The organism is Bacillus sp. EB600, assembly GCF_024494385.1.
Classification (GTDB): domain Bacteria; phylum Bacillota; class Bacilli; order Bacillales; family Cytobacillaceae; genus JAEVLT01.
Genome location: NZ_JAEVLT010000009.1, coordinates 133,869 through 152,278, shown reverse-complemented (window position 1 = coordinate 152,278; position 18,410 = coordinate 133,869). Strand labels below are relative to the sequence as shown.

Here is an 18,410-nt window from a genome sequence, read left to right as displayed (position 1 = left end):
GAATAAGAGGTTTTTAAAATAAATTTACTACTATATACCCTTCTACAAAATCTCTCATAATCCTTCAAGGGATATAAATATATTCATTGTTTGTCCCTAGATTTTAAAAAGGTAGTAAAGCATATGATTAGAACTAAATTTCCACTGCAGCCCCTCTTTTCCTGTACTTTGCTGTATTAAAAAGAAAGAAGGCTGACAACCTGCCCCTCCCCAATTCAATTGCACCTCTATATTATCATTTCATCCTTATCTATAAATCTATCAACCTTCGACAAATTTTGTGACAGGCACCGGTACTCACTTTGAAAGAGGCTTTTGAAAAGATGTTTTTTGACAATTTAGTATTTTTTTAAATATTATTGCAATATAAATGCCACGGATGTAACCGATTTATTATCTCCCTGTTCTTTTTCTCAGAAAAATCCATGTTACGATTATAAACAAATAAGCCGGCCGAAGAACATGGAGGAAAAAATAATGTTTAACAAAATGAAAACACTTATAGCTGCTGCGGTACTCTCATTAACTGTAAGTGCTAATGTAGAAGCTGCAACGGTAACAGTACATAAGGGAGATACCCTATGGGATTTATCACGCGTACATAATACTTCAGTAGAAAATATCCAAAAATTGAATCATCTTACAACAGACCTTATTCATCCAGGAGATATATTAACAATTGCATCGGAAAAACATTACACCGTCAAACAAGGTGACACATTATGGGATATAGCCATGGCTCATCACATAAGCGTTTCACAACTTATGGAATGGAACAACTTAATGACCGATCTCATCCATCCAGGATTAAATCTATTAATCTTTGATGACGTAAATACTACTAAAGAGGCTGTAACAGAAAAAGCAACGAAGCCCGCTGCACCAACTGTATCTGTTCCAAGCCCAACACCTGAAGTTGCGCCAGCACCACAACCAGCTGCACCTGCAGCAAAACCGGCAACACCAGCACCACAGCCTGCACCTACAGCAGAAGCTGCACCTACATCAAAGGAAATTACAGTGAAAGCTACAGCGTATACAGCTTCGTGTGAGGGATGTTCCGGCATTACGGCCACTGGAGTTAACATTAAGGACAACCCAAATGAAAAGGTCATTGCGGTTGACCCATCTGTTATACCGCTTGGCAGTAAAGTTTATGTAGAAGGCTATGGTGAAGCAACCGCAGCAGATACAGGTGGAGCCATTAAAGGAAATCGAATTGATATCTTTATTCCTTCTGAACAAGCTGCCGTCAATTTTGGTGTAAAACAATTAAAGGTAACCATATTAAACTAAGATGCCTAAAACCAACATATACTATCTACCTAAGGGGAGCATATCACTCCCCTATTCAATTGCACTTATATATTATCATTTCATCCTTATCTATAAACCTATCAACCTTCGACAAATTTCGGGTGGTGACAGGCACCGAAATTCACATCAAATACGCTAAGTGCCGCTAACACCTGTTCTCGTGACTCCTTTACCGACGCATCCGGCAGACCAACAATCACCATTGATTCCGTCCCAGGGGAGATCCTTACCTCTACCTGTACACGATAGCCTTCAAGCCCTTTTAAACCGATACTAGAATCTTTTACGGTCATAAGATATCCTCCTAACACATAGGTTTAGGTTTTCCCAGAATGACAACTATAAATGGCTGATAAAAACGATACATGATTGGATTTTTAATTCAGACTTTTGAAAAGAAAATAAAGAAGAAGTATTGCAGAATGACGACTAGATTTAATACGAGGGGGGCAAAAATGAATATCTTTAATATAGTAACTTTCTACAAAAACTATCATAATCCTGCAAAATTTTATGGATAATCAAGAAGAAATATTGGTTAGTCCAGACTTGATCACTTAAATCGAGTTGGATCCTAAGGAGCTGGATTTTATGCAACTCTCTAAATCTACATATCTTGAAAATATCGGGGCATGATAGGAATCGGAGCCAAGTGAGGATAAATATTCTTTTCTGCAGTTTTATTGTTAGCGGAAATGAATGTGGTTAACTTAATTGCCTTTTGATGTTGCCAATTTCTCTTTCATTCCGTGCTGTTTTCTCCCGAATAAAATCCTGATCATTTTCAAGTGACTTATAGCGGTCTACTATTTCTTTGTGGCGTTCTTCCCCTCTAGTCTCTATATCTTGCAGTTTATTATGCATATCTTTTTGAACTAATTTCATTTCTTGTTGTTCAGATTGGATATTTCCAACCATCTTAATTAATTGTGATAGCATATTTTCAATTTTATCATCATTCATTCTCTCTCACCTCCTATCAGGTATTATATAACAATCAAATCATTTTACAAATCCATTTTATTCATTTTTCAGTCCTAAGAGCATTTCTCAATTCTCTTATTCTACAAATCCCGACATATATCGGGTCGTGACAGGCATCTTTATTAAAAATAGGAAAGAAGATTGAAAACCTGCCACCCTCACTATTTAGTTGCACTTCTACATGATCATTTCGTCCAAATCTATAAACCTATCAATCTTCGACAAATTCCGGGGCGTGACAGGCACCCAAATATGGGCCTGAAGCTGCCACCTCCTTGCTAAAGGAAAATGGATTTCACTGGTGGGTGGATTGACAGTGCAAAATTGTTTTAAGATGGATCCGTCAAGGACTAGCCGGTGCTTACTCATCAGTATTCGGCAAATTTCGGATTGTGACACCGGAACTAATCAATTGGTAGCGTAGCTTTGGTGAAAGAAAAAGTTGAAAAGAAGAAAAGAAAAAATGAGCGAAAACTAGGGATTATTAAAAAGGGGAAAAAAGGGAACAAGGTCTGTTTAATACCTTATTCTCCTTTTTTCCACTGACAATAAAAAGCAAATGTGAATTTTTTGAATTAATTCAATTTAGTTACTTTTATGCAAGGCCAGTGGTCTGACCCCAATATCCCTGAAGTTTTAATGTCCTTCTTCATTTCTGTTCTGTACTCCCCATAATAACAAATCTAGTCATTTGTCCTGTTGCGGTGCCTGACGCCGTAATTACGTAACCTTTCTACTAATTATAGTATTAAACATTTACATACTCTACTATTTTTTTAAGAAGAAGGTGCATTTTATGACATTAGACTTCTATCTTACACAGCATACAGATGTTTAACTGAGTAATATATTGTTGTGTCTTCCGTTGGTGCTAGTTCTGTTTTAATGACCATACCAGTAGTAGTTAAACTTTCATATGTTGGTTTTAATTTTGGACCACTCAAGAAAACATGATGTGGTGTACTATAGAAAGTTCTTGAAAACGTAACATTTACGAACGTACTACCAGATGTTAGCAAAACACTCCCGGTAAGTTCATGAGTTTTAAAAGAGGTATTGGTCAATCGATTGTTCCTGGACGTAATATAATGGCTAGTATTAAACATCTCATCACTACAAGTATTTCCTTCAAAACGATTTGCTGAGTTACCTGAATTGTCGACTGATTTTACACAGTATCTTGGATTGGAACCAGTGCCGCTAAATTCATTATTTAATATCTTAAGGTTTTCAGCTAAGCTACCTTTATAGGAGATTCCTGCTTCTTGATAAAAGCTAATAGAGTTATCAACTATCTCTGAATCCTGAATAGCATCCACAATATCTATTACTGAATTTAACGATTTACCACGTTGAACAAGATTATTATGGTGTATTTTAATACCCCTAGGAATATCATTGTTGGTGTTCTTTATCCGTATCACAGGATTGTTATTAACACCGTTAGTTGATATATAACTATCTGAAATCTTAAAGTTATCTTGACAGTCAAATGTAATAGGGTTTTCACAATAATCAATCATACATCCAATTAATGTCCCATCGTCACTTGATTTTGCTATAATACCATAAGTACAGCCTAACATTGTTATATTTTGCGCTCTAATACCTGTACTGTATGCCGTTCCATCCCCATCTCCATTTACCGCGTATGTTCCAGAATTGACAATACAGTTTTCTAATTGTGGATTTACACATCTAGTATGATAAAGGAAACTGCTTAAATGACTGTAGCAATCTTTTATAATACCTTCTCGGCATCCATCCATATAAATCCCGTATTTATCAGCCCCATCAATAGATGTAAATTTACACCTAAGAATCCGGTAATCAAAAGAAGTGCTGGAATTAGTCGGTAAAATAAACTGTATTCCTCGTTTACAGTTTGAAAACTCAAAACCCACAATCTCGGTAAAAGCCCTGTTTGATTGGTTGAAAATTACACTATTAGATGTAGAAACGCCTTTCATTGTTGTGTTGTTTCCAACCAAGTGCAACTCAGTTGAAGGTAAATTAAGTGTATGCACAACAAAAGTTTTAGAAGGGAATTCAATTGTTTTAATATTGTTTGAACTTGCGTAATTCATTATTGCTTGAATAGTTGCTGTGTCATCCGTCAATCCATCACCTTTAGGCTTTGTTAATCCTGTGGGTGGATTAGTAACTAATAGCATCGTAATACCTGCCAATTGTTCCTTTAACTCTTCTATTTGATTTGCTTGTTTTATTCCCCAAAATCCGCATTCCTTTTTAAAAAGAAAACAACCTAAAAAAGTCAATATACCAACAAACCCAAATAAGAGGGATCTACGCTCTTTATCATATAATTGCTTAATTGAAAACTTCTTTTTCATATTATTTTCCTCCAGAGATTTTTAATAGTTATATCTCTCCCCTCGGGGCAAGATCCCCTAAAACTCCCAATCCTCCCCCAAATATGGTATAAAGCAGAATGAAGTGATCACTCTGGCTCAAATTAATATTGACAAATACAATCGGCGCATATCGATAAATTTAGATGGTCCACTCTATGAATACATTGTAAAAGACAATGTATAATGGACCCATAAATCTAGACACGAAATAAGGAGATGTTAAAGTAGGCTTATGACAAAAAGAAAACGATATACAACAGATTTTAAATCTCAAATCGTGCTAGAGATATTTAAGGAAGAGAAGTCGTTAAGTGGACTTGCTTCCCACCATGGGATCCATGTGAACCAATTACGGCAATGGAAAAAGGCGGTGTTAGAACAATTGCCGCAGCTGTTTACGAAAGAGAACAAAAAACAGGATCTACTCATTTCCAATTATGAAGATCAAATTCAAAACCTATATGCCGAAGTAGGAAAACTCACCACTCATCTGTCGTGGCTTAAAAAAAAATCTGTCATTGAAGACTAGAATTGAAAGACTAGATCTGCTAGATTGGGATGATTCAGAACTCCCTATTAAAACCTATGCTGAGCTATTAAATCTTAATAGAACCAGTCTCTATTATAAGCCTATGGAGCCTTCCCCAGAGGAGTGTATCATCAAACATCGCATCGATGAACTTTACACGAAATACCCATTCTTTGGTTCCCGTCGTATAAAGGAACATTTAGAAGCAGATGGACTGCTCATTAATCGAAAAGCTGTACAGCGCCATATGAGAGAGATGGGCATTGAAGGTATTCATCCAGGTCCAAACCTCAGTAAACGAAACATGCAACACAGGATCTATCCATATCTGCTTAGAGAGCTTCAGATTGGTCATTATAATAATGTCTGGGGCATTGATATAAAGGACATTCGCTTAGAACGTGGCTGGTGTATTTAGTGGCCTTGATTGATTAGTACTCTCGTTATATAGTAAGCTGTGAATTGGACCAAACCCTTGAGATTGATTTCGTACTAGATGCTGTAAATCGTGGATTTTCCCAAGCTCACCCACAGATTTTGAATAGTGATCAAGGTAGCATTTTACCAGTCCTCAATATACAGATCTAGTAAAGTAAAATGAAATTAAAATTAGTATGGACGGAAAGGGCCGGGCCCTAGATAATATCATAACCGAACGCTTCTGGTGATCTATCAAATACGAAGAAGTTTATCTGAATGAATACACAAGCCCCCGTGAAGCAAGAACGGGAATAGAGCAGTATATTGAATTTTATAACCATACAAGACTTCATCAGTCACTAGGCTGTCAGACACCATTCTCCGCCTACTTTAGCTCTTAATGACTCACCTCCACCTTCTATGCTCGGGAGAATCTTTGCTTTTTTAGCACATTCTTCCAATAGACCTCCCCGTATAAATACCATGTTTCATGAGCACTCCAACGCTCACATTAACACATGATTAAATGATGAATACACCTTAACTTTTAAAAATCCGTGTCTTGACAAGGGGGTCCACTTTAATGCCTTATGAAATTTTATCTTATTTAAGATGTTGTGAAAGTGGGCGTCAAAACATTATATAACAGACATTTAGGTTACGTTAGCAACCGCCAACTAGGCTCGATGCCTGCTTTTATCAAGAAATAAACGAATGTTTTTTCCTCCATTTAGCTTCTGGCAGGAAAGGTTCGGGTGTCCTGCCGGCTGGAAGGTCAGAAGGATTGCGCTGTATTATTATTCGGAAGGAAAAAGGGAAAAGTCAACAATAAATGGCGGCGTAGACCGTAAATGGAACAGGAACCTAAGGAATGACATAATCTCAAACAGAAATTTCCAAACCTTTTTCGAGAACTACATTTTAAAAATGAAAATTGAATTAAAAGGATCAACCAACATTGCCGTGATCACTACCCAGAATACATTAGCAAATCCCTGTTACCTGTTTTAAACCAAATGCATTACAAAGTTCCTTTCATTCCAAGAGCAAACTATTGTAAAAGAATAGAGGAATGGTCAATAACCATCCCCCTAGTACTTTTACTTCACCTGATAGTATTCACAATACCAATCCGCAAACCTCTGCAACCCTTCCTTAATGGAAGTTTTAGGTTTAAATCCAACAACCCGTTCCAACAATTCAGTCGAAGCATAGGTTGCCGGTACGTCCCCAGGCTTAATAGGCTCAAATATCTTCTCAAATACTACAGCTTTGCCAAGAGTATTGCTGAAACACTTTTCCAGTGTTTCAATAAATACCATTAACTTCTCAGGATTGTTGTTTCCAATGTTAAATACCTGATGAGCTACTTTATTACCTCCAACTGGAGGGTTAGAAAGAAGACGCTCAATTCCCTCTACAATATCATCGATATAGGTAAAATCCCGATAAAGGTCGTGTTCAAAATCACCATTGTTAAAAATTTTAATAGGTTTCCCCGCGAAATACTTTTTAGTAAATCCGAAATATGCCATATCAGGACGGCCCAATGGACCATAAACGGTAAAGAATCGCAGTCCGGTTGCCGGTATCTTGTAAAGATGGCTATAAGTATATGCCATTAATTCATTTGATTTCTTCGTAGCAGCATAAAGTGAAACAGGATTATCAACGAAGTCAGTTTCCGAGAAAGGGACCTTTTTATTGGCCCCATAAACTGAACTTGATGATGCATAGACAAGGTGATCTACGGGATTGTTTCTACAAGCCTCAAGAATATTATAAAAACCAATTATATTACTTTGAATATATACATCAGGATTCTCTATTGAATATCGGACACCAGCTTGTGCAGCAAGATTTACTACAATATTTGGCTTGTATTCTTCAAAAGTCTTAGTTACAGTTTCTTTATCAGAGATATCACATTTAATAAATGTGAACCTCTCAAACGGTTTGAGTTTTTCCAAACGAGCGTACTTAAGATTTACATCATAATAGTCATTTATATTATCAATACCTATAACTTTACACCCTTGATCAAGCAATTTCTTTGATAAAAAGTAACCAATAAAACCAGCTGCACCGGTTATAAGGTAAGTTTTGCTTTCATCAAGTGGTTTGTAGTTTTTTGATATCACTTTCGTTCGTCTCCTCTATATGTCTTCCAGTACCTTTTTTCCTTCCAATCGAGTAGTACTCTACCCCTGCTACTTGCATTTCTTCAACATTATAAATGTTTCTTCCATCAAAAACCAAAGGTGTCCTCATTAGTTTCTTATAATCTTTTGGCTCTACTGCTTTTATTTCGCCCCATTCGGTAAAAATAAAGCAAACATTTGCACCTTCTAAAGCTTCCTGAACTTTTTCTACGTAAGTTATACTTCCTTTATCGTTTTTTCCTTCAGGATATTTACGCTTAAAATTGTCCACTCCAACAGGATCATAAGCATAAATATCTGCTCCTTGGGCTAATAATAAAGGTACATTATCAAGAGATGGGCCCTCTCTTAAATCGTCCGTTCCAGGTTTGAACGTCAGACCAAGTACAGCCACTTTTAGGCCGCTAAAGGTTATTAATCTTTTACTTGCTTTTTTGTATAAAATGGTTTTTTGTTCCTTATTAACTTCAATTGCTGCTTTTACTGTCCGAAGTTCATAACCATTTTGACTTGCAAGATATTCTAATGCTTTCGTGTCCTTTGGGAAACATGATCCACCATAACCAATACCTGCATTTAAGAATCGGCTACCGATCCGATCATCAAAAGCCATTCCCCGTGCAACGTCCTGAATATCCGCTCCTACCAGTTCACATAAGTTTGCTATGTCGTTCATATAAGATATTTTAAGTGCAAGAAAATCATTAGATGCGTATTTTATCATCTCAGCTGACCTTCTACTTACGGAAACAATTGGAAGATTAAACGGCTCATATATCTTCATAAGCATCTCTTCTGCCCATTTACTTTCCGTACCAATAATAATTCTTGCAGCATGTAGCGTATCATGAACCGCAGTACCCTGTGCTAAGAACTCAGGGTTAGAAGCTACTTCTACTCTTATCTTCTTACCCGCACCTGCTCCGTTACCAGTATATTTTTTTCCATCATGTGGTAAAAAGTCATGAATAAACTGTTCAACCTTATCATTAGTACCAACAGGAACTGTAGATTTAACTACAACTAGGCAGTCTTTTTCTATTGTTTCAGCTATCTGTCTTGCTACTGTAGCAATATATGAAAGATTTGCAGAGCCGTCAGGCTGCTCTGGAGTCCCTACACCAATAAATATAGCATCTGCATCCTTATAAGCTTGTCTATAGTCAGTAGTGTATGTTAACCTTCCAATTGCATTATTCTTTTGCATAAGTTTCTCAAGACCAGCCTCATAAATTGGGGAAATTCCTTGCCTCATCATATTGACTTTTTTCTCATCAATATCAACGCAGGTAACTTGATGGCCAACTTCAGCAAAACATACTCCAGCAACTAAACCTACATAACCTGTTCCTGCTACTGCTATTTTAAACTTTTTACTGTCTTCATCATTGCTATTAAGAACACCATACATACAATAACTTCCTTTTCTTTTTTTTCTTTACTTATGTCATTCACCATTGAAAATTGTCTATTTTATCAGGATTACTGCATTTAATCTTCTATGTTACTAGCAAATAATCACGGCGTAGACTAAAGACTGACTAATCTTTAAAAAAAAGAGTGTCTATAGCTCAACACCTTCAAATATTTAATTTCATCTTTATTAACATTTTCTCGAAGATTATAGGCTTATCAATCTTTAACAAAATTGGAATAATACATCACATTAATTTAACGAATATTGTTTTTTAAAGTAATTTTGGTATTCCCCACTGATGATTTGCTCCCACCACCATTTGTTGTTAAGATACCATTCAATAGTTTGAGCAATTCCAGTTTCGAATGTATAAGTTGGTTCCCAGCCTAATTTCTCTAATTTAGTGGGGTCTATTGCATAGCGTTTATCATGTCCTAAACGATCTGTTACAAATTCAATTAAGTCTTCAGACTTTCCTAATGTATTAATAATTGTTTTAACGACTTCTAAATTAGTTCGTTCATTATGCCCGCCTACATTATATACTTCTCCATTTACTCCTTCGTGTAAGACCAAATCAATTGCCGCACAGTGATCACGTACATGAAGCCAATCCCTAATGTTCTTACCATCTCCATATACGGGCACCTTTTCATCATTTAGTACACGCGAAATTGTTAATGGTATTAACTTCTCTGGAAAATGGAAAGGACCATAGTTATTGGAACAACGAGTAATATTAATCGGAAGTCCAAATGTTTCGTGATAGGCACGAACCATTAAATCAGATGACGCCTTACTTGCACTATATGGACTATTGGGTTGTAAAGGAGTTTCTTCAGTAAAGAATGTCTTTGGACCAAAATCCAATTCACCATATACTTCATCTGTTGAAACATGAACAAATTTCTTAACATTTATTTGTTTAGCTGCATCTAGTAAGACTTGTGTCCCCATTACGTTTGTCTTAACAAAGATGCCGGGATCTGTAATAGATCGGTCTACATGGCTTTCAGCTGCAAAGTGAACTACATAATCAAACTTTTCTTTTTCAAAAACTGAAAGAATCTTACCACGCTCTGCAATATCTGCCTTAATAAAAAAATAGTTTTCATTGTTTTCTATTTCTCGGTGCTTGGTTAAATCCCCGGCATAAGTTAATAAATCTAAATTAAAAATGTCATACTGGGGGTATTTATTTACCATATACTGAACAAAGTTACCACCAATGAACCCCGCTCCGCCTGTTACAAGTACCTTTTTTTTCGTCATAATTTCACCTCATGTAGTAAATGCTTTATATACCGATTTAATGAGTCCTGCCAGCTAGGTAATAATTCGAATCCATTGTCAATTAACTTCTGCTTTGACATTCGAGAGTTTTTTGGACGTACTGCCCTTGTTAGATATTCATTAGTTGATATAGAATTCACCCTTACTTGCTTACCAGCAAAACGAAAAATTTCACTTGCGAATTCAGCCCAGCTACAAAATTCCTCGTTCGTTGCGTGATAAATTCCATATTTATTAGTTTGAATCATATCAATTAATAATCGAGATAAATCATAAGTATTTGTAGGAGACCCCACTTGATCCCCAACCACATTTAACTCATCATGATTTTCTGCTAAACGAAGCATTGTTTTTACAAAGTTTTGGCCGTTTATGCCAAAAACCCAGGATATCCTTACAATGAACAAATCATTTAGAAGATTTTGAACTACCTTTTCTCCTTCATATTTGGTCAGTCCATAATAACCAACTGGGCTTGGTTCATCAGTTTCTATAAAAGGGGTTTCCCCTTCTCCATTAAAAATATAATCTGTGCTTATATACATAAACTTTGCATTTATTTCTTTAGCTGCACTTGCTAAATGCTTTGTGCCTTCAACATTCACATTCCAGCAGTTTTCTTTATCGTCTTCTGCCTTATCAACAGCTGTATAGGCTGCACAATGAATTATAGCATCGGGCTTGATTTCTTTTACAAACCGATGAACCGAACCTTCATCAGTTATGTTAAAATCTCTCGAGCTCACACCAACCATATCGAAACCTCGGTTTAGTCCTTCATGTACCACATCAAATCCAAGCTGTCCTGTATATCCTGTTACTAAGATTTTCATTGGTTTACTCTCCATAGACAAAATTAATTTCTGCTTCTTCTAACGTAGGTGCTTTTTCATCTTTTGCTGATAACACAGGAATAATATCAATTGGCCAATCAATTCCTATTGTTGGATCGTTCCAGAGGATGCCACGATCACATTCCGGTGCATATAAAGCATCCACTTTATATTGAACTTCAACATCATCCGTTAGAGTCATAAAGCCATGAGCAAACCCTTTGGGTATTAAAAGTTGTTTCTTATTCTCGGCTGTTAACTTAATACCGAACCATTTAGCGAATGTAAGGCTGCCCTTACGAATATCAATAGCAACATCAAAAATAGCCCCTCTAGTACATCTTACGAGTTTTGTTTGTGCTTTAGGGTTTAATTGATAGTGTAACCCTCTTAATGTCCCCTTAGCTGCAGAAAACGACTGATTATCTTGAACAAAATTCAGATGAATTCCTGCCTCTTGAAAAACAACTTCATTATATGTTTCCGTAAACCAGCCACGATGGTCACCGAAAATTATTGGTTCTACAATCTTTACTCCAGGTAAGTTCGTATTTGTAATTTTCAAGTTCTTACACCTCTAAATTAGTATTTAATTGCACCACTAGCAACCTTTAATAAGTATTGACCATAACCCGTTTTTGAGCATTTTTCCCCTGACTCTATTAATTCTTTTTTTCCAATCCATCCATTAATAAAAGCAATTTCTTCGGGAGCAGCAATTTTTATTCCTTGATGTTCCTCAACTGTTTTAACAAAGTTGGTAGCTTCCACTAAACTCTGGTGTGTTCCGGTATCCAACCAAGTAAAACCACGCCCCAAAAGTTCTACCTCAAGTTCACCCATTTGTAAATATGCTTCATTTACTGATGTAATCTCTAACTCCCCACGAGCTGACGGTTTAACATTTTTGGCAATATCTACAATTCTGTTATCGTAAAAGTATAATCCAGTAATAGCATAATTTGATTTAGGCACTTTAGGTTTTTCTTCAACACTTAATACTTTCCCATTACCATCAAATTCTACAACTCCGAAACGTTCAGGATCAGTTACATGGTATCCAAACACTGTTGCACCACTTTCCTTTTGCGCTGCACGTTGAAGAATTTTTCGCATACCACTTCCATAATAAATATTATCCCCTAAAATCATAGCTACAGAATTACTTCCTATAAACTCCTCGCCAATTAAAAAGGCCTGAGCTAATCCGTCAGGACTTGGCTGTACTTTATATTCCAGATGAAGTCCAAAATGAGATCCGTTACCCAATAAGGCTTCAAAACGAGGAGTATCTTCAGGTGTCGAAATAATTAATATATCTTTAATACCTGCAAGCATTAAAGTTGATAATGGATAATAAATCATTGGTTTATCATAAATAGGTAACAACTGTTTGCTTGTTACCATTGTAAGTGGGTATAAGCGTGTACCACTTCCACCCGCTAGTATTATACCTTTCATAAAAAAAACCTTCCTACCTATTTTATTTTAAAATTGGATGTTATACATACTTGCTTCTACTACGAATATCCTTATTGATTCTCTCCTAATTTTCCTCCAAGAACGGTTCAGGATAAATCAGAAAGCTACAAATTGATTCTTAAATTCAACTAAAATCGATATTTAAATCTATCCTGTCCCCAAATGATATACTTTTTCATTTTTCTTAAGCTTTAATAAATAAATGAATGGTTCAAATGTATAATGCCAAATTCCCACTGAAGTTACTTACAATTAACAGAAGGGGAACGTGCGAAAATATAACAATATGCCCCGTAGAAACAGTATCTTTAATGTAAATAATTTTTTAAGCATCATTCGTAAAACTAACAAGCAAGCTAAATGTTAGTTCGTTTACAAAAAGGATAACTATTGGAAGCAAAGTCCACAAATAACTACTTGATTAAATAGACTGATTGGACATGGGTAATACCAAAATTGATTTAATCCCGATGGTTAAGGTAATGGCACAATACCAACCCTTCTAATTAAACTACCTTCCGAAACTTCAATGACAAGGATATACATTGTTTTAATTTCTTTTGGTTTATTAATAGATAAATCATGTAAAAAGCAACAAAAACAATGAATGCCATCGTTGAATTTAAATACCATGAGCAACCCATGAAAACCATAACCAAGATTACTTCTTCAATAATACTTATAACAACGTCTTGACCCATAAGTTTTGCTAGATATAATTCTGATATTATGCTACGAAAGGCAATTGAAACAACCATTGATATAACTACTATATATATGTTATTTAACAAATAACCGCCAATTAAACTTAATACAATACTTAAAACCATAGCTACAATATTATAAGTTAATAGTCGTTTTTCTTCCCGTAACACCTTAAAGTAGGTATTACATAGTAGTTGCATCTTCCCATCAAAAGTACACAAAGGAAGTAGTAATGCCAAATACTGCAAACTTTCCTGATATTGAGGTAACCACAATCCCAATAGAAATTTCATTGGGATATATGCCAAGAATACAACTGGTAAAAACAGACCTAGTAAAGCCCTCGTAGTAGAATAGACTCCTTTTAAACGCTTTTCATCCACTTGACGTAATACTGGAAAAAGCACCATACTTACTTGAGCAATAAATACTAGAAAGAAGTTTGTTAAAGATAATGAAAGTGAGAACTTGCCAAAAGACGTTATTCCCCATATTTTATCTATGACCATTCGGCCGCTCCCGAGGATAAACATACTTCCAATGTTCGCCAACATCAACTTGACACCCACTGACATGTTTATCCACATTTCTTTAAGACTTTCCCTTGTACTGTACCATTTAGCTCTTACAATTTTTCGTCCAATACAAGCGCAATAAATAAACCCACACAGTTTGCTAAATAAGTATGCAATAATAAACGGTTCAAAAGTGTCAACACGAATTACAATAAAAATAATTATGGATACTAACACGAAAGCACGATCAATTATGACCGAAAACGAAAATATCTTTGTTCGATTCACAGATTGGAATATATACCCTATAAACAAAGTAGCATTAGATAACACCAAATAGATTGCTACAAACGCAATTATAAATTTCCTATTTGAATTTTCTACAAGACTACTAGTTACTAATATAACAATGCACGAAAATATGGACTGAAAGATTACTGAAAGTTTAAATTGGGTGCCAACTAACGAGTAATTTAAATTTTCGTACTTATCTCCACCCAATCTAAGATATATTCCGTCATTTAAGCCTAGATGAAAAAAGCCAACGTAACCGACATAAAAAACAAATAGCTGCCAGTAACTGAATTCCTCCATACCCAAAACTTTTGGAACAATCAAAGACATAGTAATGCTTAATAAGAGAGAGATGCCTTGTGCAGTAAAAGCATAAAATATATTTTTAATAATTCTATTCTTAAATATCCTAACTCCCATTGTTCTATTATCCATCCCTAGTTATATTTTACTTAGAACTAATTGACCTCGCTTTATAAATAGAATTATTTTTCCGTGATATCTGTCCCGTATTTTTACCCCTAAAAACAAAGAGGTTTGTTCTAAAAAACACCCAGCCCACCAGAAAATATTGAATCCACGTAGACAATAACGAAATATACTGATCTTCAAAGAACTGCATTACCAACGGATAAACCATTATGGAAAAATAGAAAATGTTAATGGGTTTTTTAGATAACATCATTCTATAAAGTACACCGTGCAATATTCCAACAAAAAACTGAACTATAAGTGCATATATCATTCCAAAGTCTTTTATATAATATTGATAAAAAGTATATACATTTGTACCGTTCTCGCCGTCTATGCTGATAGGATCCTGTACTAATTGCTGTACATGTCCTGTTCCAAACAATCTGTTTATTATGCCATAGAAAAATCTAAAAGTGTTTTGTCCGTATAAGTAGTCATTGGAACTTTCAATAAACTTTTCTAATGCAACCAACGAACCCGACATGTACAATGAAAACTGATTGACTAGCAATTCAGAATTACTTCCATATTGATTCAAATATGCATTTTTCATTATTGCTATTACCGAAAAAAACACTAAAAAAACAATTAGAAACCGTATAGCATATTTTATTATCTTCCTATTGTCAAAATTTTTACAAACAAGAAATGTAATAAACAAGGGGAGAGTTGCTATAAGTATCCCATTCCTTGTCATTACCGTCATGAGGTTTAAGGCTGCTAATATTAATTGTACAATCATTACTTTTTGAAAAAATTTTTTCTGTGTTTCATGAATATTAAAATATATTATCACTACACAAACCGATATTATAGTGATAATGCTTCGAGCATACATCAAATATCCAGGTATCACGAGTGTTTCGGTAGTTAAACCGTGTCTTAAACTTTGATAAATACTTACTATAAAATGACTTCTAACGTATAAATAATTTACGTAATACAAATATACAGTAATTATAATTTCAAAAATAATTAATAATTTAATAATGCATGGTTTAAAATAATAAAATTCTTTAGATTCAATGTATCTTTTCTTTAACTTTGCATTAGCCATAGCTAATACAAAGCCAGTAATAAAAACAATCGCCCCTAACACTATATATGCATATGCAAAACTTTCCGTTGAGTATGGGTAGTTCGACATAGTTAGACCCATTAGACTCAATATCCATGGCAAACAAAAGATAAATGCTGGCGAGAGCACATCCTTAAAAACATATAACGATATAAAAGCAATCACAAACATAATAAAAATATATAAATAAATCACAGAATTCCTCCCTTTTAGTGCATCAAACAAGAATAAATTTACTAAATTCACTAAAAATTACGGAATTATATGCTAATAGCTTTACAAACCGTATATTTATAATCCTATATCCTTTCCTGGCTATTGTTTTAGCATTTTAGAGAGAGTTATTTACCTTTTACCATTTTTAACTGTGTTTTTAAGGCCCAAAGAAAAGTTCCCGCCATCTTATTAATTCCGTAGCAATATGCAAAATCTCCTATTAACATTGAAAAATCGGAATAATAATTCTTATATTTAATTAGCCCTATATACTTGGCAAGACTTCTTGAAGTAAGGAAATCGTACCGTTTTTCTTGCATTTCCCTCGTTTTTGAAATTACCCTCAACTTATAATCTGGTAAACTTTTGTTTGATTGATAGTATTTTAATAAAGCCTTTAGCCATTGAATATTTCCATTTATTGTACTAATTCTTTTTTCAAGACTTGTTGAACCAAAACCAACATTCGCACTAACACCACTGGTATTATTGCTATGAATTCGATATTTTATTACAGGTCTGTCTATTAAATAAGTGCCATCAAGAAGGTTTGCTAATCTACAGGTCTGCGCATCATGACTGAAATTTTTCACATCTAAGTCTCTAATAATCTCTGCAATCTCTCTTGTCAAACACAACGAACAGCCTAATATAGTAATGGTATTAAACTTTTTATTGAAAGGTATCTTTGTTATAATATTTGTATTACAACTTTGAGCGTACCCATGTTTGTTATTAAACACTTGTCCAGAATCATCAATTGTTATTATATTCCCAGCCAAGCACTTAATTTGATCGTTGCATTTCATAGCATTTACCATATGTTCAATTTTGTCATCCAACCATATATCGTCTTGATCACAAAGAAAAATTACATCTCCAGTTGATTTCCCCATTGCTTCAATAAAATTTTTCTGCCAGCCCTTATTTTCTTTATTAACAAACAACATCCAGTTATTTAGACTGTGTTTTACAATAAATTCCTTAACAATGGTGACCGTACTATCACTAGAACAATCATCACAAATGATTACTTCATCTGGGGATTGTGTCTGCTTATATATTGATTTAATTTGTTCATAGATATATTTTTCTCCATTATAAGTCGTCATCACCACTGATACTTTCATTTCTTTCCCTCAATTCATATCCTTTTAATTCTCTAAGGATTTCGCTAATTATAAATCCCTTGATTAACTAACTCTGGATGAGTTGATTCCATTTCGCCATATTTTTAGAAAAAGAAAACCTTTCAGACCATTGGGAGTAAGCAGATTCACTAAATTCGCACCATGTAAAAGTGTCTATAGATAACTTCAAAACTGCATCTATCCATGGTTTTGTGTCTTCGGTGTCCTCAACCAAAATACCGCACTTTTCACCGACGACTTCTTTATTATATCCAACGTCGGATGCCAAAACAGGTAGGCCGGTAGAAATATATTGTACAAGCTTAAATCCACCTTTTCCTCTTGTATATTCATCCTCAATTAACGGCATTATTCCAATGTGCGAACAATATATTTCTTCTTTAGCAATATCTCTCGTCCACGGGATATTTCTAATTACTAGGTTTCTGGTTTTGCAGTCTATTGGCTTATCACAAATAACTGTTAGTATTAATTGTTTGTGAAATTTTTGGAATAATTCCTCACCTGCGGTATCTAGGGAATCTATGACTCGTAGTATGTGTCTAATATTTCCACTTGTAGCTACCCACACTAACCTGACTTCATTTTGAAACGTATTAGTTCTTTCTTTCATGAGCTGAATTGGATCAAATCCTTGTAAGTCCCCATCAGTAGTTGGCATAAGGTGTACTTTATCCTGAAAAATAGGGTTAATCTTCGCCTTCAGAAAGTCATTAGTTACTATAATATTCTTGCTATATACCTCAAGTATTTTCTTTTGACTTTTAGATATTTCACCACTTATAAAAATATAATCATCAAAATCCCAATAGAGTTTTGATCGCTTAATAAGGTTCTTGATCAACCCCAATAAAAACAGTGGACTATATTTTGGACAAAAAGTCTTAGAAAGAATTACACAATCGGGTAATATTAAGTTGTCAACAATTAAATAGAATGATACTCGAAAAAGCATTACTGCATAATACAAAAAGTCAACTATAAACCTTAGAACAGTATTTCTATTTGAAGAATTGCGCTTTAACTTGTAAATTAATTTTGGCGCAATTTCTCGAATAATAACGTTACCCTCAAGCCCCTTTGTATATTGAACTATTCGATAATAACTTGAGGGTGTAAGCTCTTTATTTCTGACATATACTGATATTCTCTTCATAAAATCCCA

14 protein-coding genes and 2 pseudogenes are annotated in these 18,410 nt (G+C 34.8%); 2 read left to right on the top strand and 14 right to left on the bottom strand.

The window, feature by feature from the left end:
* Window positions 1-477 precede the first annotated feature (477 nt).
* Window positions 478-1,296: a 3D domain-containing protein gene (locus tag JN080_RS12290; protein WP_256236301.1), complete on the top strand. Its 819-nt coding sequence runs from the start codon at window positions 478-480 to the stop codon at window positions 1,294-1,296.
* A 140-nt stretch (window positions 1,297-1,436) separates the two neighbouring features.
* On the opposite strand, the pseudogene JN080_RS12285 reads toward JN080_RS12290, so the two are convergent.
* The 3 genes and pseudogenes from JN080_RS12285 to JN080_RS12275 all read right to left on the bottom strand — a co-directional run.
* Window positions 1,437-1,610: pseudogene (locus JN080_RS12285) on the bottom strand (magnesium chelatase domain-containing protein); the annotation flags it as partial.
* 412 nt (window positions 1,611-2,022) lie between these two features.
* Complete coding sequence (locus JN080_RS12280; RefSeq protein ID WP_256236300.1) at window positions 2,023-2,280, bottom strand: hypothetical protein; 258 nt, start codon at window positions 2,278-2,280, stop codon at window positions 2,023-2,025.
* A gap of 836 nt (window positions 2,281-3,116) precedes the next feature.
* Complete coding sequence (locus tag JN080_RS12275) at window positions 3,117-4,655, bottom strand: glycosyl hydrolase family 28-related protein (RefSeq protein WP_256236299.1); 1,539 nt, start codon at window positions 4,653-4,655, stop codon at window positions 3,117-3,119.
* Window positions 4,656-4,908: 253 nt separating this feature from the next.
* On the opposite strand from JN080_RS12275, the pseudogene JN080_RS12270 reads away from it, so the two are divergent.
* Window positions 4,909-6,026, top strand: a pseudogene (locus JN080_RS12270) (IS3 family transposase).
* Here JN080_RS12270 and JN080_RS12265 read toward each other — a convergent pair.
* The 11 genes from JN080_RS12265 to JN080_RS12215 all read right to left on the bottom strand — a co-directional run bounded on the left by JN080_RS12265 (window position 5,985) and on the right by JN080_RS12215 (window position 18,401).
* Window positions 5,985-6,110, bottom strand: coding sequence for a hypothetical protein (locus tag JN080_RS12265; RefSeq protein WP_256236341.1), 126 nt, complete (start codon window positions 6,108-6,110; stop codon window positions 5,985-5,987). The pseudogene JN080_RS12270 and the gene JN080_RS12265 overlap by 42 nt on opposite strands.
* A 615-nt stretch (window positions 6,111-6,725) precedes the next feature.
* Window positions 6,726-7,763, bottom strand: a complete 1,038-nt coding sequence (locus JN080_RS12260; RefSeq protein WP_256236338.1) for an SDR family NAD(P)-dependent oxidoreductase — start codon at window positions 7,761-7,763, stop codon at window positions 6,726-6,728.
* Window positions 7,738-9,198 carry a UDP-glucose dehydrogenase family protein gene (locus JN080_RS12255; protein WP_256236298.1) on the bottom strand — a complete coding sequence of 487 codons (1,461 nt, stop codon included), beginning with the start codon at window positions 9,196-9,198 and terminating at the stop codon, window positions 7,738-7,740. The genes JN080_RS12260 and JN080_RS12255 overlap by 26 nt, the downstream gene beginning before the upstream one ends.
* A gap of 255 nt (window positions 9,199-9,453) precedes the next feature.
* The gene (rfbB, locus tag JN080_RS12250; protein ID WP_256236297.1) at window positions 9,454-10,476 is read right to left on the bottom strand and encodes a dTDP-glucose 4,6-dehydratase; all 1,023 of its coding nucleotides are present in this window, start codon (window positions 10,474-10,476) and stop codon (window positions 9,454-9,456) included.
* Entirely contained in the window at window positions 10,473-11,330 is an 858-nt protein-coding gene (gene rfbD, locus JN080_RS12245; protein ID WP_256236296.1) for a dTDP-4-dehydrorhamnose reductase, read from the bottom strand. The genes rfbB and rfbD overlap by 4 nt, the downstream gene beginning before the upstream one ends.
* A 4-nt stretch (window positions 11,331-11,334) precedes the next feature.
* A complete protein-coding gene (gene rfbC / locus JN080_RS12240; RefSeq protein ID WP_256236295.1) occupies window positions 11,335-11,895 on the bottom strand; it encodes a dTDP-4-dehydrorhamnose 3,5-epimerase in 561 nt (186 codons plus the stop codon).
* Window positions 11,896-11,912: 17 nt separating this feature from the next.
* Window positions 11,913-12,791 carry a glucose-1-phosphate thymidylyltransferase RfbA gene (gene rfbA, locus JN080_RS12235; RefSeq protein ID WP_256236294.1) on the bottom strand — a complete coding sequence of 293 codons (879 nt, stop codon included), beginning with the start codon at window positions 12,789-12,791 and terminating at the stop codon, window positions 11,913-11,915.
* A 527-nt stretch (window positions 12,792-13,318) separates the two neighbouring features.
* Window positions 13,319-14,746 (bottom strand): lipopolysaccharide biosynthesis protein, encoded by a 1,428-nt coding sequence (locus tag JN080_RS12230; protein ID WP_256236293.1) that lies wholly within the window; start codon window positions 14,744-14,746, stop codon window positions 13,319-13,321.
* Between the two features lie 28 nt (window positions 14,747-14,774).
* Complete coding sequence (locus JN080_RS12225) at window positions 14,775-16,073, bottom strand: O-antigen polymerase (RefSeq protein ID WP_256236292.1); 1,299 nt, start codon at window positions 16,071-16,073, stop codon at window positions 14,775-14,777.
* A gap of 146 nt (window positions 16,074-16,219) precedes the next feature.
* Window positions 16,220-17,224 carry a glycosyltransferase gene (locus tag JN080_RS12220; RefSeq protein ID WP_256236291.1) on the bottom strand — a complete coding sequence of 335 codons (1,005 nt, stop codon included), beginning with the start codon at window positions 17,222-17,224 and terminating at the stop codon, window positions 16,220-16,222.
* 67 nt (window positions 17,225-17,291) lie between these two features.
* Window positions 17,292-18,401, bottom strand: coding sequence for a glycosyltransferase (locus tag JN080_RS12215; RefSeq protein WP_256236290.1), 1,110 nt, complete (start codon window positions 18,399-18,401; stop codon window positions 17,292-17,294).
* Window positions 18,402-18,410 lie beyond the last annotated feature (9 nt).

What these genes read in the sequence shown, in the direction of transcription:
- JN080_RS12290 (WP_256236301.1), top strand. Translation starts at nt 478, where the DNA reads ATGTTTAACAAAATGAAAACACTTATAGCTGCTGCGGTACTCTCATTA.
- JN080_RS12280 (WP_256236300.1), bottom strand. Translation starts at nt 2,280, where the DNA reads ATGAATGATGATAAAATTGAAAATATGCTATCACAATTAATTAAGATG.
- JN080_RS12275 (WP_256236299.1), bottom strand. Translation starts at nt 4,655, where the DNA reads ATGAAAAAGAAGTTTTCAATTAAGCAATTATATGATAAAGAGCGTAGA.
- JN080_RS12265 (WP_256236341.1), bottom strand. Translation starts at nt 6,110, where the DNA reads ATGGTATTTATACGGGGAGGTCTATTGGAAGAATGTGCTAAAAAAGCA.
- JN080_RS12255 (WP_256236298.1), bottom strand. Translation starts at nt 9,198, where the DNA reads ATGTATGGTGTTCTTAATAGCAATGATGAAGACAGTAAAAAGTTTAAA.
- rfbB (WP_256236297.1), bottom strand. Translation starts at nt 10,476, where the DNA reads ATGACGAAAAAAAAGGTACTTGTAACAGGCGGAGCGGGGTTCATTGGT.
- rfbD (WP_256236296.1), bottom strand. Translation starts at nt 11,330, where the DNA reads ATGAAAATCTTAGTAACAGGATATACAGGACAGCTTGGATTTGATGTG.
- rfbA (WP_256236294.1), bottom strand. Translation starts at nt 12,791, where the DNA reads ATGAAAGGTATAATACTAGCGGGTGGAAGTGGTACACGCTTATACCCA.
- JN080_RS12230 (WP_256236293.1), bottom strand. Translation starts at nt 14,746, where the DNA reads ATGGGAGTTAGGATATTTAAGAATAGAATTATTAAAAATATATTTTAT.
- JN080_RS12220 (WP_256236291.1), bottom strand. Translation starts at nt 17,224, where the DNA reads ATGAAAGTATCAGTGGTGATGACGACTTATAATGGAGAAAAATATATC.
- JN080_RS12215 (WP_256236290.1), bottom strand. Translation starts at nt 18,401, where the DNA reads ATGAAGAGAATATCAGTATATGTCAGAAATAAAGAGCTTACACCCTCA.